Source organism: Comamonas aquatilis (genome assembly GCF_965139575.1).
GTDB lineage: Bacteria > Pseudomonadota > Gammaproteobacteria > Burkholderiales > Burkholderiaceae_C > Comamonas > Comamonas aquatilis.
The window spans coordinates 33,975-55,415 of record NZ_CBCSIW010000027.1; the positions used below are offsets into that span (position 1 = coordinate 33,975).

General features: G+C 59.9%; 24 protein-coding genes. 16 read left to right on the plus strand and 8 right to left on the minus strand.

Going from position 1 to position 21,441, the window contains the following annotated elements:
• Positions 1-306: 306 nt before the first annotated feature.
• Both ACNAZA_RS20620 and ACNAZA_RS20625 read left to right on the plus strand, forming a co-directional pair.
• On the plus strand, positions 307-804 hold the full coding sequence (locus tag ACNAZA_RS20620) for an SMI1/KNR4 family protein (protein WP_415798371.1): 498 nt from the start codon (positions 307-309) through the stop codon (positions 802-804).
• 116 nt (positions 805-920) lie between these two features.
• Entirely contained in the window at positions 921-1,313 is a 393-nt protein-coding gene (locus tag ACNAZA_RS20625) for a VOC family protein (protein WP_415798372.1), read from the plus strand.
• Positions 1,314-1,349: 36 nt separating this feature from the next.
• Here ACNAZA_RS20625 and ACNAZA_RS20630 read toward each other — a convergent pair whose 3' ends face one another.
• From ACNAZA_RS20630 to xseA, 3 genes are all read right to left on the minus strand, one after another.
• Entirely contained in the window at positions 1,350-2,192 is an 843-nt protein-coding gene (locus ACNAZA_RS20630; RefSeq protein WP_415798373.1) for a DODA-type extradiol aromatic ring-opening family dioxygenase, read from the minus strand.
• 163 nt (positions 2,193-2,355) lie between these two features.
• A complete protein-coding gene (locus tag ACNAZA_RS20635; protein WP_415798374.1) occupies positions 2,356-2,940 on the minus strand; it encodes a superoxide dismutase in 585 nt (194 codons plus the stop codon).
• 352 nt (positions 2,941-3,292) lie between these two features.
• Positions 3,293-4,621 carry an exodeoxyribonuclease VII large subunit gene (gene xseA / locus ACNAZA_RS20640; RefSeq protein ID WP_415798394.1) on the minus strand — a complete coding sequence of 443 codons (1,329 nt, stop codon included), beginning with the start codon at positions 4,619-4,621 and terminating at the stop codon, positions 3,293-3,295.
• A 512-nt stretch (positions 4,622-5,133) separates the two neighbouring features.
• Between xseA and ACNAZA_RS20645 the strand changes: the two genes are divergently transcribed.
• From ACNAZA_RS20645 to adk, 6 genes are all read left to right on the plus strand, one after another.
• A complete protein-coding gene (locus tag ACNAZA_RS20645; protein WP_415798375.1) occupies positions 5,134-5,766 on the plus strand; it encodes a MotA/TolQ/ExbB proton channel family protein in 633 nt (210 codons plus the stop codon).
• Between the two features lie 7 nt (positions 5,767-5,773).
• A complete protein-coding gene (locus ACNAZA_RS20650) occupies positions 5,774-6,205 on the plus strand; it encodes an ExbD/TolR family protein (RefSeq protein WP_415798376.1) in 432 nt (143 codons plus the stop codon).
• Between the two features lie 104 nt (positions 6,206-6,309).
• The gene (lpxK, locus tag ACNAZA_RS20655; protein WP_415798377.1) at positions 6,310-7,374 is read left to right on the plus strand and encodes a tetraacyldisaccharide 4'-kinase; all 1,065 of its coding nucleotides are present in this window, start codon (positions 6,310-6,312) and stop codon (positions 7,372-7,374) included.
• A gap of 62 nt (positions 7,375-7,436) precedes the next feature.
• Positions 7,437-7,625, plus strand: coding sequence for a Trm112 family protein (locus ACNAZA_RS20660; protein WP_415798378.1), 189 nt, complete (start codon positions 7,437-7,439; stop codon positions 7,623-7,625).
• 3 nt (positions 7,626-7,628) lie between these two features.
• Positions 7,629-8,411: a 3-deoxy-manno-octulosonate cytidylyltransferase gene (gene kdsB / locus ACNAZA_RS20665; RefSeq protein WP_415798379.1), complete on the plus strand. Its 783-nt coding sequence runs from the start codon at positions 7,629-7,631 to the stop codon at positions 8,409-8,411.
• 372 nt (positions 8,412-8,783) lie between these two features.
• Complete coding sequence (gene adk, locus ACNAZA_RS20670; RefSeq protein WP_415798380.1) at positions 8,784-9,440, plus strand: adenylate kinase; 657 nt, start codon at positions 8,784-8,786, stop codon at positions 9,438-9,440.
• 105 nt (positions 9,441-9,545) lie between these two features.
• On the opposite strand, the gene ACNAZA_RS20675 is transcribed toward adk, so the two are convergent.
• Complete coding sequence (locus ACNAZA_RS20675; RefSeq protein ID WP_415798381.1) at positions 9,546-10,583, minus strand: asparaginase; 1,038 nt, start codon at positions 10,581-10,583, stop codon at positions 9,546-9,548.
• 113 nt (positions 10,584-10,696) lie between these two features.
• Between ACNAZA_RS20675 and lexA the strand changes: the two genes are divergently transcribed.
• Positions 10,697-11,371: a transcriptional repressor LexA gene (gene lexA, locus ACNAZA_RS20680; protein WP_120967526.1), complete on the plus strand. Its 675-nt coding sequence runs from the start codon at positions 10,697-10,699 to the stop codon at positions 11,369-11,371.
• 164 nt (positions 11,372-11,535) lie between these two features.
• Positions 11,536-11,985 carry a hypothetical protein gene (locus ACNAZA_RS20685; protein WP_415798382.1) on the plus strand — a complete coding sequence of 150 codons (450 nt, stop codon included), beginning with the start codon at positions 11,536-11,538 and terminating at the stop codon, positions 11,983-11,985.
• A 72-nt stretch (positions 11,986-12,057) separates the two neighbouring features.
• Here the strand turns inward: ACNAZA_RS20685 and ACNAZA_RS20690 are convergent, their stop codons facing one another.
• The gene (locus ACNAZA_RS20690; protein WP_415798383.1) at positions 12,058-12,672 is read right to left on the minus strand and encodes a hypothetical protein; all 615 of its coding nucleotides are present in this window, start codon (positions 12,670-12,672) and stop codon (positions 12,058-12,060) included.
• A gap of 317 nt (positions 12,673-12,989) precedes the next feature.
• On the opposite strand from ACNAZA_RS20690, the gene ACNAZA_RS20695 reads away from it, so the two are divergent.
• On the plus strand, positions 12,990-13,202 hold the full coding sequence (locus tag ACNAZA_RS20695) for a hypothetical protein (RefSeq protein ID WP_415798384.1): 213 nt from the start codon (positions 12,990-12,992) through the stop codon (positions 13,200-13,202).
• A gap of 371 nt (positions 13,203-13,573) precedes the next feature.
• Positions 13,574-14,593, plus strand: coding sequence for a D-2-hydroxyacid dehydrogenase family protein (locus tag ACNAZA_RS20700; RefSeq protein WP_415798385.1), 1,020 nt, complete (start codon positions 13,574-13,576; stop codon positions 14,591-14,593).
• A gap of 22 nt (positions 14,594-14,615) precedes the next feature.
• On the opposite strand, the gene ACNAZA_RS20705 is transcribed toward ACNAZA_RS20700, so the two are convergent.
• From ACNAZA_RS20705 to ACNAZA_RS20715, 3 genes are all read right to left on the minus strand, one after another.
• Positions 14,616-15,380 (minus strand): hypothetical protein, encoded by a 765-nt coding sequence (locus ACNAZA_RS20705; protein ID WP_415798386.1) that lies wholly within the window; start codon positions 15,378-15,380, stop codon positions 14,616-14,618.
• Positions 15,381-15,383: 3 nt separating this feature from the next.
• Entirely contained in the window at positions 15,384-15,815 is a 432-nt protein-coding gene (locus ACNAZA_RS20710) for a DNA polymerase III subunit chi (RefSeq protein ID WP_415798387.1), read from the minus strand.
• Positions 15,816-15,876: 61 nt separating this feature from the next.
• Entirely contained in the window at positions 15,877-17,538 is a 1,662-nt protein-coding gene (locus tag ACNAZA_RS20715) for a leucyl aminopeptidase (RefSeq protein WP_415798388.1), read from the minus strand.
• 23 nt (positions 17,539-17,561) lie between these two features.
• Between ACNAZA_RS20715 and lptF the strand changes: the two genes are divergently transcribed.
• From lptF to ACNAZA_RS20735, 4 genes are all read left to right on the plus strand, one after another.
• On the plus strand, positions 17,562-18,668 hold the full coding sequence (gene lptF / locus ACNAZA_RS20720; protein ID WP_415798389.1) for an LPS export ABC transporter permease LptF: 1,107 nt from the start codon (positions 17,562-17,564) through the stop codon (positions 18,666-18,668).
• The gene (lptG, locus tag ACNAZA_RS20725; protein WP_415798390.1) at positions 18,665-19,765 is read left to right on the plus strand and encodes an LPS export ABC transporter permease LptG; all 1,101 of its coding nucleotides are present in this window, start codon (positions 18,665-18,667) and stop codon (positions 19,763-19,765) included. Before lptF ends, lptG begins: the two co-directional genes overlap by 4 nt.
• 3 nt (positions 19,766-19,768) lie before the next feature.
• Positions 19,769-20,203 carry a sirohydrochlorin chelatase gene (locus tag ACNAZA_RS20730; RefSeq protein WP_415798392.1) on the plus strand — a complete coding sequence of 145 codons (435 nt, stop codon included), beginning with the start codon at positions 19,769-19,771 and terminating at the stop codon, positions 20,201-20,203.
• Between the two features lie 380 nt (positions 20,204-20,583).
• Positions 20,584-21,336 carry a hypothetical protein gene (locus tag ACNAZA_RS20735; protein WP_415798393.1) on the plus strand — a complete coding sequence of 251 codons (753 nt, stop codon included), beginning with the start codon at positions 20,584-20,586 and terminating at the stop codon, positions 21,334-21,336.
• Positions 21,337-21,441 lie beyond the last annotated feature (105 nt).

Here is a 21,441-nt window from a genome sequence, read left to right on the forward strand (position 1 = left end):
ATGGCAAAGTCGGCTCGACAACAAGACCCGGCCGAAATCTGCGCTACAACACTCAAAGAGTGTTCAAAGGTCTTAATTGTCAAAAAATGTATTTTCAATACTAGCGAGCAACCGTTACATCAGCAATCACTGAAATCAGGTATTTTTTGTAACTAATACCGTTTCGAACTCCTTTCGCCTTGATCTGTAGCACACAAAAAACAAGACTTGAGTACGGGCGGCACCCTCAAACAAACCTATGCACCTGAGCAATACCTCGCCCATTTGCACGCCGTGTATGCACAGTTCCAATTACCGTTCCAACCGATGCCGCCGGCATCAGAGGCGGATCTGGCTTCGCTGGCCGATGCGCTTGGCCCCTTGGATGCCCAACTGGCCGCGCTGTGGCGCATCACCCGAGGCAGCAGCACCGATAGCGATCAACCCATGTTTCAAAGACCTGGCTTCGTCGATGCCCTGGACTTTCTCACGCCACAGCAGTCCATCGCCCAGGCACAGGCCATGGAAAAGCGCGCTCAACGCATGTGGGATCTGGCCGGGCCGGCTTCCGACGACAGGCGCCTGACCGGGCGCTGGTGGCATGCAGGCTGGCAACCGTTTGCCAGCTTTTACGGGGACATTGTTTTGCTGATTGACCACCACCCCGGCCCCGAGGGCACGGTGGGCCAGGTAATTACCTATGCACACGACCCCGATCAAATCAGCTGGATTGCGCCGACTTTCAGCGCCTATCTGCAGGCTGCCGCAGACAGCATGGACCAAGACCGCGAAGAATTTCTGAACGGGCCATTAGAAGGAGCATGAGACGCTCAATAGGTGATAGAACCTCACAGTTCCAGTACTCGCCCAGGTCCTGTGCCGGACAGGAACACCTTCTTCAGACCAGCCTTGCATCACTTTCTACGGATTGCTGCCTCATCATGAAGCTCGGATACACCATTGTTTACGTACCCAACGTCCCAGCCTCTTTGCAGTTCTTCTCGACCGCTTTTGGTTTTGCGGTTAAGTTTCTGCACGAGTCCGGTAGCTACGGCGAACTGGCCACCGGCGAGACCACACTGGCGTTTGCCGCGCATGAGCTTGGTCATGGCAATTTCCCCGGGGGACATATCGCGGCGTCAGAGTCAGAGCAACCGCTGGGCATGGAGTTGGCGCTGCTCACTAACGATGTGGAGGCCGCACATGCCCGGGCGATACAGGCAGGAGCCGTGCAACTGGCCGCGCCCAGCACCAAGCCCTGGGGCCAGACCGTGTCCTATGTGCGCAGCCCTGACGGCTGCTTGATCGAGCTTTGTACACCGGTGGGCGGCTAGGGTTGCAGAACCCTTCGTGCGAGCAGGCCTGGCTCGTCAAAGAATGTCTGCGGCTATGCCTTTGTCCATCGCCGCGCCCAGGCAATAGCTGGACATGGTCGCCGACTCCATGAAACGCTCTTCGAAATAAACCCGTTGCGCCACGTCCTGCTGCGCCGCACCGACGACCACCATCAGCGGCAGCAGATGCTCTTCACGCGGGTGGGCCATGCGCGCACCGGGAGCACTTTCCCAGTCGGCCAGCCGCTGGCTGCGCTCGGCGGGCGTGGTTTGAAGCATGGTCTGAGCCAGCCAATCGTCAAAGCGCTTGGATGGCGCGTGGCCCGCAATGCCAAAGGTGCGCATATTGTGATAACTGGCACCGCTGCCGATGATGAGCACCTCTTCGTCGCGCAGCGCTGCCAGGGCACGACCCATCGCCAGGTGTTCGGCCGCGTTCAGGTTGCTGCGCAGGCTCAGCTGCACCACAGGCACCTGGGCCTCGGGGTAGATGATATGCATGGGCGCAAACATGCCGTGGTCATAGCCGCGCTGGCCGTCCTGGCGCACAGCAATGCCGCCCTGCTCCAGCAAACGCTCCACACGCTGGGCCAATGCCGGCGAGCCGGGCGAGCGGTACTGCACTTGATAGGTGTGAGCGGGAAAACCGCCATAGTCATACAGCATGCCCGGCTGCTGCGCGCTTTGCACGGTGAATACGGGCTCCTCCCAATGGGCCGAGATCAGCAATACCGCTCGCGGCCTGCGGCCTAGCTGGCGCGGTATGCCACGCAAAGCATCTGCCATCTGCGCGTGCCAGGCCTGCATTTCGGCCACCCAGGGCCAGGGGCCTGCGCCATGGCAGATGAAATAGACCGGCATGCGACTGCTCTGCACCATGAAATCCCCTTAGATGGCCTTCTTACTATCAAAAACATAGCTTCATACGCTTGAGCAGGCGGCACTAGACGCTCAAAAAGGCATGAAAAAGCCTCCTTTCGGAGGCTTTTCAGGGATGAAGGACTCAGGCTGAACAAGCCCTAGCCATGCATCACTTCGCGGCTCAGGCGGCGAAGTTGGCTTCGGCAAACTTCCAGTTCACCAGCTTGTCGAAGAAGGTTTCGACAAACTTGGGACGGGCATTGCGGTAGTCGATGTAGTAAGCGTGTTCCCAGACGTCCACAGTCAGCAAGGCCTTGTCGCCCGTGGTCAGAGGGGTGCCGGCGGCGCCCATGTTGACGATGTCCACCGAGCCATCGGCCTTCTTGACCAGCCAAGTCCAGCCGGAACCGAAGTTGCCCACGGCGGAGGCCACGAAAGCCTTCTTGAAGTCGGCGTAGGAGCCCCACTTCTTGTTGATGGCATCGGCCAGGGCGCCTGTGGGTTCCGCACCGCCGTTGGGGGCCATGCAGTTCCAGAAGAAGGTGTGGTTCCAGATCTGGGCTGCCTGGTTGTAGATACCGCCCGAAGACTTCTTGATCACGTCTTCCAGCTCCATGTTTTCAAACTCGGTGCCGGCTTGCAGTTCGTTGAGCTTGACCACATACGCGTTGTGGTGCTTGCCATGGTGGAACTCCAGAGTTTCCTGGCTGTAGGCAGGAGCCAGAGCATCAATGGCGTAAGGCAGTGGGGGCAGAGTGCGTTCCATTTTGGTTTCCTCGTGGTTGAAATTGTGGTTGAGCAGCAGACATACAGCGCCTATGCCACCGGCAAGCCAGAGCACATGCTGTACTACAGCGTTCAAGTATTGCACAAGAGAGTGCTTGCCATCCCCTTCAATGCGGCATTGCAGGGATGCTCAAGACGCGCGGCAAAGCCATTGTAGAAACAACTGCGGGCAGTGCCGCCGTTCATCGAGACTATGCAGCGCCCGGGGCCTAGCCGTTTTGCAAGCAAGCGCTCACCGAATAAAGCCCACCACCATGGGATGGCAGAGCAGCAAGCCTCTTCAAATCATCAGAGCCTGATAAAGAGATTTGATCGCCCGCATCTGAATTGCCTCAAAGCAGGCGCGGCTGGGTGACGACCACATCCACCGCCCCGTCGGCAAGCTGGGCTTTCAGCGCCGCACCCGGCGGGGCCTGCTTGATCTGGGTCACGGGCTTGCCCTTGGTATCGGTCAGCAAGGCATAGCCGCGCTGCAGCACCAGGCGCGGGTCCAGCAGTTGCAGGCGCAAATCCATGCGCTCCAGGCCTTGTTTTTGCTGCTCCAGACGGCGCTGCAAGCTTTGAGGCAATTGGGCTTGCAGCGCTTGCTGGTTCTGCGTCATACGCTGCAATTTGAAGAGCATGGCATGGCGCAGGCGCTGGGCCTGACGGGCCAGTTGCAAATGGTTGCGCGACAGCTGCTCGCTGGGGCGGCCCAGGCGCTGAGCGGCCAGATCCAGGCGCTGGGCACTTCTATCCAGCACGCGCTGCACGGCGCTCTCCAGCCGGTCCTGCAGCAAATCCAGGGCACCCAACCAGAGCTCGCGCGGCTGGGCCACCAGCTCGGCAGCGGCCGTGGGCGTGGGGGCGCGCAGATCGGCACAGAAATCGGCAATGGTGAAATCGGTCTCGTGCCCCACGCCGCTGATCAGAGGCACGGGGCTTTGCACCACGGTGCGGGCCAGTTGCTCGTCGTTGAAGGCCCAGAGATCCTCCATGGAGCCGCCGCCGCGCACCAGCAAAATGCAGTCTATGAGCGGCGATTTCTGAGCCAAATCGGCCTCTTGTCCTTGCCCAGACTGCGCCAGCAGGTACATTTTTTGTAGCGCATCGACCAGCGACTGGGGCGCTTGAGCGCCCTGCACCAGGGCCGGAACAATCACCACCGGAATATGCGGCACACGGCGGCGCAAAGCCGTGACCACGTCATGCAAGGCCGCAGCCCCCAGCGAGGTGACCACGCCAATGCCACGGGGCATGGTGCTCAGCGGTCGCTTGCGGGCCGTATCAAACAGGCCTTCAGCCTCCAGCTTTGCCTTGAGCCGCAGAAACTGTTCGAACCAGGCACCCTGGCCGGCACGCTGCAACTGCTCCACCACCAGTTGCAGATCGCCGCGTTGCTCATACACCCCCAGACGCCCGCGCACCTCCACCAACTCCCCATCGCGGGGGTAGAACCCCATCTGTTCGGCATTGCGGCGAAACATGGCACAGCGAATCTGCCCACCGGCATCCTTGAGGTTGAAATAGCAATGCCCACTGGCTGCGCGCGAAAAGCCCGAAATCTCGCCACGCACGGCCACAGGGTTGAATCTGGCCTGCAAAGCATCACCAATGGCGTGGCACAGGGCACCAACTTCCCACACACGCGGCGCGCTGGCTGGATTGGAGGAGTCAAACATCGTATTCATGCGGGCTTACAAACAAAGAGGTGGCTTCGGGGTGGCTGATTTTTGTCCACAGATGTCGGCGTCCAGCCTCGGGGGCGACATTGCACTAACACGCTTCGAAATCATTCAAACAACAACTTGCAAGCATTTGATTTAAAACAACTTTCTCAATATTCACGGCATGGACACAATCGTAACCGCGCTCTATTGCAGCGCAGCATGAAGTGATAACTCCGGCTTAGCGCACAAAGTTATCCACAGAATTTTGTGCTATATACGCGAATAACGGGTTAGTCGTGGATCGTAGATGGGTCAAAATCACGACACAAAATCAGAGGGAAACACCCGTCGAATCTGGCGCAGACCCGTTGTCAGCCGCTGAATCTGAGCCGGCTTGTCCTGGCGCAAACCCGACCGCAGCTCTTCAAGACAATCGCATCAACACGCGCAAATACGAATCCAACTGCAACAGCCCTGAGCCATAATCGCCGACTGCAATTGCGAACGACTAGGGAGAAGCAACGTTGCTGTCGATCATACAAGCCGCAGGATGGCCTATCTGGCCTTTGATTGCCTGCTCGATATTGGCTCTGGCGCTGATTTTTGAACGCTTTGCTTCGCTGAAGACGGGCAAGGTCATACCACCCAATCTGCTCAACGAGGCCATCACCGTTTCCTCGCGTAACCTGCCCACGCCGGAGTTGACGCAGCAGCTGTCACAAAGCTCGGCACTGGGCGAAGTGCTGGCCACCGGTCTGCGCACCATGCAGATCCACCCGGACAGCAGCGAAGATGAATTGCGCGCCGCCATGGAAGGCGCGGGCCGCGCGGCCGCCCACAAGCTCGAAAAATACCTTAGCGCACTGGCCACCATTGCCTCGGCCGCTCCTCTTTTGGGATTGCTGGGCACGGTCATTGGCATGATTGAAATTTTTGGCTCGCAGTCGGGCACCCCCACGGGTGGCGGCAACCCGGGGCAGCTGGCTCACGGCATCTCGATTGCGCTGTACAACACGGCGTTTGGCCTGATTGTGGCCATCCCCACCCTGGTCTTTTGGCGTTATTTCCGCGCTCGCGTAGACGGCTATCTGCTGAGCATGGAGCTGGCTTCCGAACATTTTGTGCGCCATCTGTCGCGCCTGAAGCTAGCCAAGTGAGCGGCACATGAATTTCCGTCCCCGCCATCGCGATGAGCCAGAGATCAATCTGATCCCCTTCATCGACGTGCTGCTGGTGGTGCTGATCTTTTTGATGCTGTCCACCACCTACAGCAAGTTCACCGAGCTGCAGCTGACGCTGCCCGTGGCCAATGCCGAACAGCAGCGCAACCGGCCCAAGGAGATCATCGTCTCCGTGGCTGCCGACGGCCGCTACGCCATCAACAAAGCCGCTGTGCAAGACCGCAGCGTGACCGTGCTGACCCAGGCCCTGACCACGGCCGCCGTGGCCGGGCTAGACAGCATCGTCATCATCAGCGCCGACGCCATGGCCCCCCACCAATCCGTGGTCAGCGTGATGGAGGCGGCCCGCCGCGCCGGGCTGTCGCAAATCACTTTTGCCACGCAGACATCGGCTGCCGCAGGCATGGCCAAGTAAGAGCGCGCCTGTCACGCAAGCCGCCTTGACTGGCGGCTTTTTCATTTGCGCAGCAACTGCCTGCCACGCCGTATGATCGGCCAGGCTTTTCCATCCCCGTCTTCATGCCTACAGCCCCAAGCACCTCCTCTCCATCCCTGCCCTCCAGCGGTCTGCGCGCCCTGTGGCGCCGGCGGGGTGTGGGCGCCTGGTTGCTGTGGCCGCTGTCCAAGCTTTATGGCGCGCTGCAAGACTGGAACGCGCAGCGCATGCTGCAAAACCAGCAAAGCGCGGGCTTGCCCGTCATCGTGGTCGGCAATGTGATTGCCGGTGGCGCGGGCAAAACCCCGGTGACCCAGGCCGTGGTGGCCCACTTGCTGGCCCGCGGCTGGCAGCCCGGCATCATCTCGCGCGGCTATGGCCGCAAATCCCGCGATTGCCGCGAAGCCCGCGCCGACAGCTGCGCCAGCGAAGTCGGTGACGAGCCCGCCCTGCTGGCCCGCTCCACCGGCGTTCCCGTGTTTGTCGCCGCCCAGCGCATTGAAGCGGCCCGGGCTCTGCGCGCTGCCTATCCGCAGGTCGATGTCATCGTCAGCGACGACGGCCTGCAGCATCTGGCGCTGGCCCGCGATGTGGAGCTGTGCGTTTTCAACGATGAAGGCGTGGGCAATGGATTTTTGCTACCCGCAGGCCCGTTGCGCGAAAAATGGCCCCGCCCCGTGACCGCCAGCCTCTATGCCGGCCAGCCGCCCAGCCCGCCGGGCAGCGCCCCAGCATTTGCGCTGCAACGCCAACTGGCCGATACCGCCGTCAACGGCAAAGGCGAGAAGATCGCGCTGAGCTGTTTTGCCGGCCAGCGCGTGGAAGCCGTGGCCGCCGTGGCCAGACCCGAATCGTTTTTTGCCATGCTGGCACAGCAGGGCATTGCCCCTGCCGCCACCCAAGCCTTGCCAGATCACTATGATTTTGAGAGCTTTTCGCGCAGACTGGATAATGGCCAGCCCTTGATTTGCACCGAAAAAGATGCGATCAAACTCTGGAATTCCCACCCCGAGGCCTGGGCCGTGCCCCTGCAGTTGCAGCTGCCGCAGGCCTTCTGGGACTTGCTGGATGCACAGCCGGCTCTGGCGAATCGCCCCAGGATTTGCGACAACGACCCGCAGCCCATGGCCGGTGCTGACTATCATTGACTCAATACAGGCCGCCAGCCCCGGCTGGCCGCCTCAACTCATCACACTTTTGCAGGATTCCCATGGACGCCAAACTTCTTGAACTGCTGGTCTGCCCCGTCACCAAGGGCCCGCTGCGCTTTGACCGCGAGCGCCAGGAACTGATCAGCCACAGCGCCCGCCTGGCCTACCCCGTGCGTGACGGCATTCCCGTGCTGCTGGAAAACGAGGCCCGTACGCTGTCGGACGAAGAACTCGAAGAAGACCGCTAAGCCATGAGCTACACGGTACTGATTCCTGCCCGCCTCTCCTCCACCCGCCTGCCGGGCAAACCCCTGGCCGATATTGGCGGCCTGCCCATGGTGGTGCGCGTGGCCCAGCGCGCGGCGCTGGCTGGCGCAACCCGCTGCGTGGTGGCGGCAGACGATGCCAGCATCGTGACGGCTTGCCAGCAGCACGGCGTGCAAGCCATCCTGACCCGCAACGACCACCCCAGCGGCAGCGACCGCCTGGCCGAAGCCTGTGAACAGCTAAATCTCTCGGGTGACGATGTGGTGGTCAATGTGCAAGGCGACGAGCCGCTGATAGACCCCACCCTGATCGACGCCGTGGCCCAGCTGCTGCTGGCACGCCCCGAAGCCAGCATGGGCACGGCCGCCCACCCCATAGACAGCCTGGCGGACTACCGCAACCCGAATGTGGTGAAAGTGGTCTGCGATGCCAAGGGCCTGGCCAACTATTTCAGCCGCGCGCCCATCCCTTTCTCGCGCGATCATGCCGATGCAGCCTGGTGGAACGCCGAAAGCGGTGCTGCGGCCAAGGCCGGTCATGCGGGCTTTACGCCGCTGCGCCATATAGGCATCTACAGCTACAAGGCCGGTTTTCTGCGCGAGTTCCCCCGCCTCTCGCCCGCCCCCACCGAGGCCATGGAGCAGCTGGAACAGCTGCGCGCCCTGTGGCACGGCCATCGCATTGCCGTGCATATCACGCCCCATGCGCCAGGCGCCGGCGTGGATACGCCCGAAGATCTGGAGCGCGTGCGCGCTCTGTTTGCCTGAAGCCGGACACACCAAGGGAATTCCCTTGGTTTGCTATCAAAACAAAAGCATCCTGCGTTCCATGCATATGGGCCCCATATTGAATTCAATATAAAACCCATATAAATCAAGCGCTTCCCGCTATAATTTCCACTTAGTCCGAATAGCGCATGCGGGCGCCAGATTCCACAGCTACAACTACAGCCATCGCTCAAAGGTAGCAGCAAAGCCTTCCCAGGCCCCACTTGTGACAGTCGCTAGCCACTTGTGTAAGCCTGTGTTGGTCTTGTGCGTGCTATCCTTGCCCGCGAAAAAATATAGCCGGAGGGCAAAACTGGTGACCACCCACCACCTCTGGCAAGCCAAGAATTTCTACTCTCCTCAAGGATCTCCATGAAACTGATTTTGTTGGGTGCACCCGGCGCCGGCAAAGGCACTCAGGCCGCCTTCATCTGCCAAAAGTATGGTATCCCCCAAATCTCCACCGGTGACATGCTGCGCGCTGCCGTCAAGGCCGGCACGCCTCTGGGCCTGCAAGCCAAGGCCGTGATGGACGCCGGCCAGCTGGTCAGCGACGACCTGATCATCAACCTGGTCAAGGAACGCATCACCCAGCCCGATTGCGCCCAGGGCTTTCTGTTCGACGGCTTCCCCCGCACCATCCCCCAGGCCGACGCCATGAAGGCTGCTGGCGTGAAGCTCGATTACGTGCTGGAAATCGACGTGCCTTTCGAGGCCATCATTGAACGCATGAGCGGCCGCCGCAGCCACCCCGCCTCGGGCCGTACCTACCACGTCAAGTTCAACCCACCCAAGGTGGCAGGCAAGGACGATGTCACTGGCGAAGACCTGGTGCAGCGTGAAGACGACAAGGAAGAAACCGTCAAGAAGCGCCTGGATGTGTACAGCAGCCAGACCCGCCCTCTGGTGGACTACTACAGCAACTGGGCCAAGGCCGACGCCGCTGCAGCTCCCAAGTACCGCGCCATCAGCGGTACAGGTACCGTGGAAGAAATCACTGCACGCGCTTTTGCGGCTCTTGCCGAATAAGCCAGCCTCTGCAAGCCGTCATTAAGACACGCGCTCAAAAAAGCACCTCATCGAGGTGCTTTTTGCTTTCTAGCGCTTACTCTGCATACGCCAGCAGCTATCAGTTCAGGAGTCTTCACTCGACTGCAATGCCAGCGCCAGCATCAACGCCACGCGGGCCTTGCCGGGCGTCAACAGGATCACATCCGGCTCGCCCGCCGTTGCACCAGCGCGCAGCCAGCCGGAAAGCCCCGCCATCGCCTTAAGCACAGAGGGTTGCGAGGGTTGCTCGGTAAAACCCACGGGCAAGCCTTCCAGGCAGCGGGTGCTGCTCCATACCACCACGCCAGCCTGCTGCGCGCGTGCCAGTGCCTGCAGCATATGGGCATGAATCGTGGCATTGCCCGTGCCCGCCACTACCAGACCGCGCACGCCGGCGGCCACCAGCGCATCCACGCTGCGTCCGCTTTGCAAAGCCCCAGAGGTCAGCAATTCCACCCAGGGCAGCTCGCTGCGGCCCAGCAAGTCCTGCAACGCCGTGCTGCTCAAAGCCTGTGCCTGCCTGACGGCCACGGGCTGGGCCAGCCAGCGCACGGCACACTCTTGCACCACGGCACAAGGTCCGCTCTCATAGGAGCGCAGCGCATTGAGGCGATAAGGATGAACCTTGAGCACCTGCTGCGCGCCATGCACTTCGCCAGCCGCAACCACCCACACCCCAGCCACGGCGCTGGCAGCCACCACCACGGCATCGCGCAGATTTTGCGGACCATCGGCCTGCAGCGAAGTCGCCGGGCGCATGGCACAGGTCAGCACCACCGGCTTGATGGGCTGCAGCACGGTGTGCAACAACCAGGCGGTTTCCTCCAGCGTGTCCGTGCCGTGCGTGATCACCAGGGCCTGCGTATCGGCATCGGCCAGCGCCTCGGCCACGGCCTGCAGCAAGCTGCGCCACACCGGCCAGTCCATATCCTTGCTGTCGATCTGAGCCAGCTGCACGGCGGCCAGCGGAGCCGCAGCCAACTGTGGCAAATCCGGCACCGCGGCCAACAGACTCTCCACGCTGATCTGCCCGGCCTTGTAGCCCACGGCCTGCGTGCTCGATTCCGCCTGGCCCGCAATCGTTCCCCCGGTGCCCAAAATCACAATCTTAGGATTTGCCACTTGCTCTCCACAAAAAACTGGTTAAAAATACAGGTACTGTATAAACCAACAGATCAGAATTCCAGACCCAGGCCTTCAAGCCTGAGCCTATCGAACCAAGACTGGATGCCAGCATGCTAGACCACCCCAAGCTCACTCCTCGCCAGCAGCAGATTCTGGACCTCATCCAATCGACTATTTCCCGCACCGGCGCTCCCCCTACCCGCGCCGAGATCGCCAGCACTTTTGGCTTCAAGTCCGCCAATGCCGCCGAAGAGCATCTGCAGGCCCTGGCCCGCAAGGGCGTGATTGATCTGGTCAGCGGTACCTCGCGCGGCATCCGCCTGCGCGCAGACACCGTGCGCAACATCAATGCCGCGCGCGGCGCCAGCTTTTCCCTGCCGCTGTCCTCCATGGCACAGCTGGTGCTGCCGCTGGTGGGGCGCGTGGCTGCCGGCTCGCCCATTCTGGCCCAGGAACATATAGACCAGAGCTATGCGGTCGAACCCAGCCTGTTTGCCGCCAAGCCCGATTACCTGCTCAAGGTGCGCGGCATGTCCATGCGCGATGCCGGCATCATGGACGGCGATCTGCTGGCCGTGCAAGCCACCACCGAGGCGCGCAACGGCCAGATCGTGGTGGCCCGCCTGGGCGACGACGTGACGGTCAAGCGCTTCAAGCGCACGCCCCAGGGCATTGAGCTACTGCCCGAAAATCCCGATTACAAGGTAATTCATGTAGCGCCCGAAGAGTCGTTCGCCATCGAAGGCCTGGCCGTAGGCCTGATCCGCAACAGCATGTTCATGTAACTGCTGCCGCTGCGCGCCCGGCCTCACCGCTGCGCACAGCCCCTGTTTTCTCCAGTCCAGGTGGTAGGCGCGAAGCCTTGCAGCTTCGCCCTGGGCGAAGCTTTGCCTAAAGTTTGCAATCCTGCCCTGCTCATGCCTCACGGCTTTTGATAAGGAGTTGCCAAATGGGATTCACCGCACCACTGCTGTCTTTGACACGTTTTGCCTGGAAAGTCTTTCCCGTCGCCGCTGCCGCAGGACAGCCCTCAGCCGCATGGGCGGCCAGCAATGACAGCGGGCCAGACCACGTCGGCGGACCCAGCTCCGACAGCGCACAGGCACAAGAGCAAGCACAGCGGCTTCAAGACACTGGCGCCTGCCCCAACGTGATCACCCTGCGCAGCAGCCGTACCCGTCGCCACAATAGCCCAGGCCGATATGACAAACCAGTGGCCGCGCTACAGCAACTGGCCTTGCCACTGCAAGCGGCTGACAGCATCCAGCCGCGCCTGTTGAAAATCGTGCAGCGCGAACCACAAAAGCAGCCCGAGTGCCTGCTGATTTCCGGCCGCATGGCCGATGTTTGCGCGGAGCTTGAGCGCATGGCAGGCGCAGAACAGGTCTGGCACGCCTGAGCCGTTGCGGACAACGATCACCGCCCCCTGACGCCGTAATACAGCCCCGCTGCTGAGCTATCCCAAATACGCTCAGCGTTGCTCAAGGCGGTTCACATGCCCCCTGGAATCCGTTGCACACAGCCACTGCACACCTTGAAGCATGAGAAAGACTTCATAGCCTCCAGCCGCAGGCACATGCGATAGCGGCAGCACGAACAAGGAATTGGCCCCACTCTTCAAGGCCAGAGCGCTTTTGCACGCAGCCATGGCTGCCGATGCAGCCTGCATATCGGCGGCCGGTGCCGGCTGACCGGTGCTTGAAGAACTTTGCTCCATGGAAAGCGTGTATTGCGCCTGTTCACCGCGCCGCGCTGCATTGCGCATCAGAAACACATGGATGACATAGTCTGCCCCCGTCTCCGGTCGAAACATGCAGACATTGCCCGTCAATGCGCCTTGGCAAACCGCCTCTGAACGGCCTTTTTTCTCGACATTGAAGTAATTGCTGGGGTTGTTGGTGACCAGTTTGACCGTCACTTGCTGGTCCGGCCCGGCAGCCAGCGCATATTGGGCGCTATCGTCCCCCTTGATCTGCCCGCTGACCGAGGAGCTGGCACTGCTGCGCAGCGCGACACGTTCCTGGGCATATGCTCCGCCGCTCATCAGGCTGACGGCGATCCACAAGATCGGAAGAATTCGTGTCATACAAAGCCCCTTGTGCTGGTTCCAGAGCGCATGCAGCATCTGTTGGAAGTTGCAATTTTGCCTCGATATCGCTGCTGAGTCTGCTCAAACCGGCTTGAAGTCGACAGACTGCAATGGAGTTAGAGCACTTTGGCGCGCTATCTGATCTCCGCCTGCAGGAGGCTCCAGCCAGCCTGCGCTTTTGCGGCTCTCAACATGACTTGCAGCGGCACTTCGCCTTGGTCACGATGGCCGGCTTTTGCTCCTAAAATTGATAAAAATCAAATGGGGGAAGCGAGATGGATTTCTTAGGCAGTCAAGGATCCGAGCTGAGAAAAATGAAAAGTCAGCTCGTGGCCCAGGAAGCGCTGCTGTTCGCAGTGATAGAAACCCTGAACCCCGAATATCTCAAAACTTTGCGTTTGCGTTTTGAGTTGCGTGCCGAAGAGGCCAAGACCGAGGTCCTGAACTCCATGGCCACGGACGAGTTGTATGAGCGCCTGCTCGAGCATCTTGAAAAATATTCAAAAACCATCAGCAACAGCGATTGATGCCATAAGCACACCGGCCAGCGACGGATAGGAGCTTCCGCTTTTCTTTTTGACTGGGATTCCCAGTCATCCCATCTTTGGAGATCCGCTCACAGCGCCCAGACCTTACCCCTGAAGCAGCCTGAAGGGCAATAGAGTCTCTGCTATCAATCTTCTTGCAGCATGGCATCAAAATACTGAGCAGATCCTCTTCAGGTGACATACTTTGAAAAGTGATGCCAAAAGCTACGCTAAGCTATGGAGTGAGTAAGGCGGGCCTGAGCCGCCTGGCGGCGTTGGTTTTGGCGCAGATTGGGGTAGCCAAAGCTTTAGCGCATTGAATACATTGGATTTATCCAATCAATTCAGCCACTTACCAAAGGATTCCGGTAGTGAACATAGTTATTCTGGACGATTATCAAGATGCTGTGCGCAAGCTCGAATGCGCCCAGTTGCTGGAGCCTTTCAATGCCAAGGTCTACACCAACACGGTCAAGGGCGTGGGCCAGTTGGCCATCAGGCTGCGCGATGCGGACATCATCGTTCTGATCCGCGAACGCACGCCCATCACCCGGCAGTTGCTGGAAAAGCTGCCTCGTCTCAAGCTCATTGCCCAGACGGGCAAGGCCGGAGCCCATATCGACGTCAAAGCCTGTACCGATCATGGCGTGGCCATTGCCGAAGGCATAGGCTCTCCGGTCGCCCCCGCCGAGCTGACCTGGGCCTTGATCATGGCTTCTATGCGCCGCCTGCCGCAATACATCGCCAATCTCAAGCACGGAGCCTGGCAGCAATCGGGACTCAAGACCGGCTCCATGCCTACTAACTTCGGCCTGGGCAATGTGCTGCGTGGCCGCACCTTGGGCATCTGGGGCTATGGCCGCATAGGCCAGTTGTTGGCCAGTTACGGCAAGGTGTTTGGCATGCAGGTCTGCGTCTGGGGCAGTGAAGCCTCCCGCCAAAGAGCGGTGGATGACGGCCTGACGGCCGCAGCATCCAAGGAGGCATTTTTTGAACAAAGCGATGTGCTGTCCCTGCATCTGCGCCTGCATGAAGCCACGCGCGGCGTGGTCACGGCTCAGGACCTGGCCCGCATGAAGCCCACCGCCCTGTTCGTCAACACCTCACGCGCCGAGCTGATAGAGCCTGAGGCATTGCTCTGCGCGCTCAATCGCGGCCGCCCCGGTCTGGCCGCCATCGACGTGTTCGAGAGCGAACCCATTTTGCAAGGCCATGCCTTGCTGCGCCTGGAAAACTGCATTTGCACGCCGCATATCGGCTATGTAGAGCAAGACAGCTACGAGCTGTACTTCCGCGCCGCCTTTGAGAATGTGGTGAATTTTGTGGCTGGCAATGCCACCCACATCCTCAACCCCGAGGTGCTCTCCGGCCCTATCCGGCTCAGGCAGTGAAACAGCTGTCGAGCCTTGGAGATCAATGCCCGTTTTCCAGGCCCTGCTCGGACTTCAGGCGGACTTGCTTTGACAGTTCGCCCTCTGTGGCCTCGTAAACAGACTGGCGCACCACGGTTTCCACCTCCTGCCGCAGCCTAAGCACCATGGTGCGGGTCTGCTCCTGCACCACTTGCGCAATGGCCTCACGCAAGCGCTGCTCCAACACCAGATCAACCCTTTGCATGAGGCGGTGAACCAGATCTTCCTCGCTTACCGCGGAAGCCAGAGCATTCGCAACCAGCCCTTGCTGCGGCTGCTGGGTTGTAGGCAGGCTAGTTGCCAAGGGGAGCGCCGACTCAAGCTCTCTGACAGGCTCTGCCCCCAACTCGGGCAGGTTCGCAATATCCAGCGGATGTGATTCAGCTTGAGCCAATAGGTCTGTTTCAAGATGGACATCGGCGGCCGGTCCCGGGTTCGCTGCCGCAATCACTTCAGCTGACGCAAACGAGGGCTGAGGCGGCAAAGCCTCGGGCAGCGGCGGCAACTCCTTGGGAAGAGCTGCTGCGCCACGCTTGGCATACAAACCGTCGGCAAGCCAGGGAGAATGGAAAGCAGCAGCCTGCTTGGGCACCGCCAAAGCGCCAAGCGCGTCTGGTACCAACTCGGGCTGCTGCGCCGACTCTGGCATCGGCACGCCTTCCGAGCTTGTTGCGTCTTGTTCTGCAGCGGCCGACTCATGCTCTGCAGCTATTACTTCGGTCAAGGTCGGAACAAAGCGTGGCGGAATTCTGGGTGTGGAATTCATGGCCTACCCCTTGAGATTCAAGTCATGCCGCGCGATGGCATAGCCACGCGCTGCATAGTCTTTCCAGCGCTCGCGCGCATCATGGCGGTCCATTTCGTCCACGGACGAGACGATTTCTACCACTCGCGCGAACTGTGCGAAAGACTCCGGCACCTGCCGGGTGAGATTGACCAACACATCATGATGCGGCAAGTCCTGCAACGAGCTTGTCAACACAATGGGAGCTGCCGAGACGAGTTGAGCACCATCGCTGATGCGTGAATGGGCCAGAAAATCCGTGGGCGAAACCGCCCACAGCTTGGGCGAGAGGCTGGCAAGCTGCGCCTCCTCAGCCAAAATGACAAGACGGGCGCCATGATTGATGGCTTTGCGCGCAAAACGGCAGGCATAGGCCTGTTTGTCAGGCGCATTGAAATGAAAAGCGATTTCAGTCACATCACACTCCCGCCAGTGCTCCAGACTCCAGAACTGGGCCAAAACACCGGCGGATGGTTCATCAGATGGCGGAGCCGCCAGCAACAACTGGCTTGGCACGCACGGCACGCGGCTTGGTCGCGCCTGTAGAGTCAATGCCCGCAGCTGCAGTCTTGATCGTCTTCGCTACAGGTTTGCTCGTCGGGGTTCGGGTAGATGCTCTGGTCGATGCCTTGGTTGATGCTTTCGCTGAAGTCTTTGCCGAGGTTTTAGCCGGAGTTTTGACCACAGTCTTGGCCGTAGCACTTTCCTGCGCCAGCAGATAGTGCAGCAACAAGCCCACGGGCCTACCTGTACCGCCCTTGGCTGCGCCACTCTTCCAGGCCGTACCGGCAATATCCAGATGCGCCCAGGGAATGTCGCCCACGAATTTCTGCAAGAACTTGGCGGCCGTGATTGCACCGCCGGCACGACCGGCCACATTGCCCATATCGGCAAAATTACTCTTCAGGCCTTCGGCATATTCGTCATCCAGCGGCAAGCGCCAGCACAGGTCATGGGCTGCATCACCGGCGTTTTGCAGCGCCTGCGCCAAGGCATCATCTGCCGTGAAAAGACCGCTGCGCACGCCGCCCAGGGCCACCACACAGGCTCCGGTGAGCGTGGCCATATTGACCATGGCGGTGGGTTTGAAGCGGGCAGCGTAAGTCAGTGCGTCGCACAGCACCAGACGGCCTTCGGCATCGGTATTGAGAATTTCTATGGTTTGACCGCTCATGCTGGTCACCACGTCGCCGGGCTTGACGGCCGCGCCGTCGGGCATGTTTTCGCAAGCAGGAATCACGCCCACCACATTGATTGCCGGCTGCAACTTGGCCAGTGCCTGGAACACGCCCAGCACACTGGCAGCGCCCCCCATGTCGAACTTCATCTCGTCCATCTCGGCTGCAGGCTTGAGCGAAATGCCGCCGGTATCAAAGGTGATGCCCTTGCCTACCAGCACAATCGGGGCCACGTTCTTCGCCGCACCGTTGTAATGCAGCTCGATCAGGCGCAAAGGCTCACGCGAGCCCTGGGCCACGGCCATGAAGGCTCCCATGCCCAATTTGGCAACTTCGGCCGGACCGTGAATCTTGCAGCTCATTCGCGCCGCCTTGGCAATGCTGCGCGCAGCATTGGCCAGCAAGGTAGGCGTTGCATGATTGGCGGGGCGATTGGCCCACTCACGTGCAGTTTCCACGCCGTTCATCTGCGCCACGGCCAGATCAAAAGCGGCAGACAGGGCTGCCGATTTCGAAGGCACGCCCAGCAACACTTTTTTAAGCGCCACTGCCTTGGCCTGGGGCTTGGTATGGGTGTAGACATAAGTGGCATCCGCCAGCATCTGCACGGCCGCGGCAACAGCCTGCGCCGAAGCCTCGAAGGAGAAGCTCAGCACCGCCTTGGCAATGCCTTCCGTCTTGAGCAGGGATGCACAAGCGGCCAGTGCATTGCGCACGTCCTTGGCCGTACCTTTGCCGGCACCGAGCAACACCACGCGGCGGGCAGCCACTGCGGGTACTTGGTACATCTGCAGTTGCTTGCCGCAAGACAAGGCAAAATCACCGTGTTTAATGGCATGGGCCGCCAGGGTACCGATGGCATCGCTGCCCAGTGCAGCCTCTTCGGAAACCAGCACCAGCAACAAGTCACATTTCTCACGCGCTGCAGCGGCAGCGGTCAGAGCCTTCAGTTCAAAGTTCATAATCGGCATTTTCCTTTTAGCCAATGTTATTCGATTCATCCATACGCAAAGAGCTGGCCCGCAGCTTTGGCGCGACGGCCGTGGTTCTTATCACTGTGGTGATGACCATGATGCTGATTCGCACCCTGGGTCAAGCTTACAAGGGCAGTGTCAGCCCTTCCGACGTGATGCTGGTCATGGGCTTTACCGTGCTCGGACAATTGCCCACGATTCTTGCACTGAGCATGTTCGTGGCTATCGTGGGCTCCCTGTCACGCATGTACCGAGACAGCGAAATGGTCATCTGGTTTGCTTCCGGCCAGGGCCTGGCATCGCTGCTGCGGCCGCTGCTGCGCTTTGCCTGGCCGGTCATCCTGGTCACCACCGGTTTGGCCCTGGGCGTACTGCCATGGTCATATGCCCAGATCGAGCAGATCAAGACGCAGTTTCAGCAGCGCAGCGACATTGACCGGATTGCACCCGGAGAGTTCCAGGAATCAGCCGGCGGCAACCGGGTCTTTTTCATCGACAAGGATGCGCCAAGCGCCATGGCGGCCAGCAATGTATTCATTGTCTCCAATGATCCGGGGCGCGAATCCGTCACCTCGGCCAAGGGTGCCCGCCTGGAAGTGATCAATGGCGAGCGCGTGGTGATTCTCATGGACGGCCAGCGCATGGAAACCCGCGCCAGCGATGGCACGGTCAAGGTCAGCGAGTTCAAGGAATACGGCACCCAGATAGACGGCGAAAACCCCATCTCCATGGAAGAACAGGCCGCACGCAGCATGCCCACCATGGAGTTGATACAGCGTGATGAACCGATTGCCCGCTCGGTGCTGGGTTGGCGTCTGGGCTTGCCGCTGGCGGCGCTCAATTTCGTGATTCTGGGACTGGCGGTCTCCAGCGTGAACCCACGTGCTGGCAATAGCTCCAGCCTCATGATTGCCTTGTTCGCCTTTATCGTTTACTACAACCTCATGACCCTGGGCGAAAGCTGGGTCTCCTCCGGAAAACTCAGCATGACCGCCTTGCTGCTGCTGCTGCACGGCACCACCTTTATCACCGGCATGTTCATCTTGCTGGTACGCCACAAGCGCTGGTCATTGCGTGATCTGCTTGGCCGCAAATCCGCCACGGGAGCCGCACGATGAAAGTATTGCGCGGGCTGATCTATCGCCAGATTCTGGCTGCCGTCCTCTACGTGACGTTGGCCTTCCTGGCCCTGTTCTTCTTTTTCGATCTGGTCGATGAGATGCGCTGGGTCAGCCGCAACTCGGCCTACGGCATCACACAGGCGCTGCTGTTCGTGGCACTCGCCATTCCAGGCCATCTGTATGAGCTGATGCCGATTGCCGTGCTGATCGGCACAATTTTCGTCATGGCGCGCTTTGCCCAAAGCTCGGAATTCACCATCATGCGCACCAGCGGCATGGGGCCCTGGCTGGCCTTACGCACCTTGCTGGTGCTGGGCGCATTCTTTGTGGCCGTCACCGTGATCGTGGGCGACTACGCCGCCCCTGCGGCAGACAATGTGGCGCAAAAATTGCGCGCTCTGGGCAAGGGCCAGCTCACCCGGGGAGCCACCGGTGCCTGGCTCAAGGAAAAGCAGGGCGATCACTCCATCGCCATCAATGTGCGTGCCGTCAAGGCTCCAGGCGATTTCGTCAGCGTTCGCGTATTCGAGTTCGACGGCGACGGCCGCATAGTGCGCCAGCTCAATGCCACGGCAGCCCAGGTGGATGAAGACAACGACCAATGGCTGATGCAGGGCGTGCAGGAGAGCCGTTTGTCTACCGAAGGCGACAACACCAAGCTGGTTCGCAGCACGCATGAATCCATGAGCTGGCCCACCAAGGTCACGGCGGCCATGGTTTCCGGTGCGCTGCTCAAACCCGACAGCATGTCCACCATTGCCCTGTTCCAGTTCATACGCCATCTGGATGCCAACGGCCAGGCCGTGCAAAAGTACGAGATCGAGTTCTGGCGCAAGGTGTTCTATCCCTTGAGCTGTCTGGTCATGGTGGTGCTGGCCCTGCCTTTTGCCTATTTGCACTTCCGTTCGGGCGGCATTGCCACCTATGTCTTTGGTGGGGTGATGGCCGGCATCAGCTTCTTCCTGCTCAACAACGTGTTTGGTTATATAGGCACGCTGCAGACTTGGTGGCCATGGCTGACCGCCGCAGCGCCGGGCCTGCTCTACACCGCGCTATCGCTTTCAGCCTTTGGCTGGCTGGTACTCAGGCGTTAATTGATGGAAAACTCAAGCCATTTCCCTCACACAAGCCCGGCCACCAAACCCGGGCTGATTCTTCTGGCCCACGGCTCGCGCGATGCACTGTGGCGCCAGCCAATTGAGGCCGTACAACAAGCCGTTGCAGGGCAGCAGCCTGAGCTGCCTTGCCTGTGCGCCTATCTGGACGCTTGTGCTCCGGATCTGCCATCGGCCACTGCCGAACTGCTGAGCCAAGGCGTCGATCATCTCACCGTGCTGCCGCTATTTCTGGGCACAGGCAAGCATGCGCGCGAAGACATTCCACGACTGATAGACGTTTTACGCCAGCAGTACCCGCACTGCCGCTTTGAAGTACTGACTGCTGCTGGCGAAGACCCTCGCGTGACGGCCTTGCTGGCCGATATGGCCCTCAAAGCCATCAGTACCCAGCCAGCAACAGACAGCGCCAGATAACGCTTACGAGGGTATTGAACCCTCCTCCAAAAAATCCTGCTGAACGATCAGAGCTGGCTTGCGGCTCGGGCATCGCTTTTACAAGGCTCTTGGCCTTGCCGAATTTGAAGCAATAGTTCAAATTTATCTATCGACAGTTGCCAGGCGATTAGGGATTGTCTGCACAAAGCGAGCCATGCTGCGTCGATTTTTACTGCAGCTGCGGGGCTATCATGAACCATGGCGCCCTAACGAGATCGACATCGCCACACCCGGCATTGCGCTTCTTCAGCAGCCATTACACCGGGAAAACGCCACAAATCCAGCCGCCCCGAAACGGGCTTGGCAACACGCATCGGACCTGCCCAGCCATTCATCCACAAAACCCTGTGAGATTTCCAATGCGCATCAAGTTCCAGCACTGGATTGTTTCGGCCAGCATCCTGCTTATCCTGCTCCTGACTGCAGTCTTCATGGCACTCGTCTTCGGGCAATTCCAGGGCCTAGCAGTCAGCAGCGCAGAAGAAAAGTTCAATTTGATCGCTGACAAGGTATTCCTCCAGTTGGAAGAGTCACTGCAGACGGAAAAGCGATTTGTGGAAATCATGTCAACCAGTGGTGTGGGTTTGGCCAATCCAGCTACCGCCTTTGAGGGCGCGCAAAATCTCTTGCCCGTTGTTTCAAGGGCATTGCGGGCCATGCCCATCCGCTTCTCGGCCTATTTCGGTTTTCCGAATGACGATTTTCTACAGGTGATTGCCGTACGCGCCAATCCTGCAATCGAGGCCGAGCTGTATGCCCCTCCCGGTACTTTCGAAGCATATCTAACCATTCATGGTGATCTGCGCACGGAAAGCTGGTCATTCCGGGACCACGAAGGCCGGGTGCTGGGAGAGCGCACCACACCGACAATCTACCGACCCAGCCAACGGGTCTGGTATACCCAGGCCAGAAATGCGAATGCTGTGCAACTCAGCGCTCCCTATATTTTTGTGGAGACTGCATCCCACGGGTTGACTTTTTCGGCCCCCACGCCCAACGGCACCGCAGTGTTTGGCAGCGACATCATGTTGACAGCGTTCAACGAGATTCTTAATCGCCTGAATCTCAGTCCCAATGCCACGGTTCTGGTCACCGATGGCGTTGTTGCATAAATCAGCCCCAGGCCAGATTTCCCCAACCCCAGACGTGGCTACGCCACAGCCACCGTCTGCGGGCAGCCCAGTTCAGTAAACCGATTGAGGATTGCGGCTCGAATG